Origin of the sequence: Mesorhizobium sp. M2E.F.Ca.ET.209.01.1.1, assembly GCF_004010375.2 — a bacterium.
Lineage (GTDB): Bacteria > Pseudomonadota > Alphaproteobacteria > Rhizobiales > Rhizobiaceae > Mesorhizobium.
Map to the genome: position 1 here is coordinate 1 of NZ_SADP02000892.1, position 311 is coordinate 311.

Here is a 311-nt window from a genome sequence, read left to right on the forward strand (position 1 = left end):
CGACACCGGGCGGCGGGCATGATCCTCGAGGAATTAAAAGCCCGGCAATCCGACTACCATCCGCTGGAGGCGGCGTTTGGCTACCAATGGGCCTTCTATCTGCTGGAAGACGCGATCAGCCCGGCTGAGGCCAGGGAAATCCTGGAAAAGGCCCTGGCGCTCGATCCGCACAACGGTGCCTATGCGCTGAAGATAGCGGCGAGCCATTTTCGCGACAAGAATTATTCGTCGGGCGAGGCGATCCTGAGGCGGTTCATGACCAAGGAGTTCGACGCTTCCGGCGAAGTCCCGACCGAGATCATGAAGCTGCT

Annotated in this window: 1 protein-coding gene; it reads left to right on the top strand. The window is 60.1% G+C overall.

The window, feature by feature from the left end; all coding sequences use genetic code 11:
* Positions 1–18 precede the first annotated feature (18 nt).
* Positions 19–311, top strand: a 293-nt coding sequence (locus EN852_RS38360; protein WP_348643547.1) for a tetratricopeptide repeat protein, incomplete at its 3' end; no start/stop codon positions are given.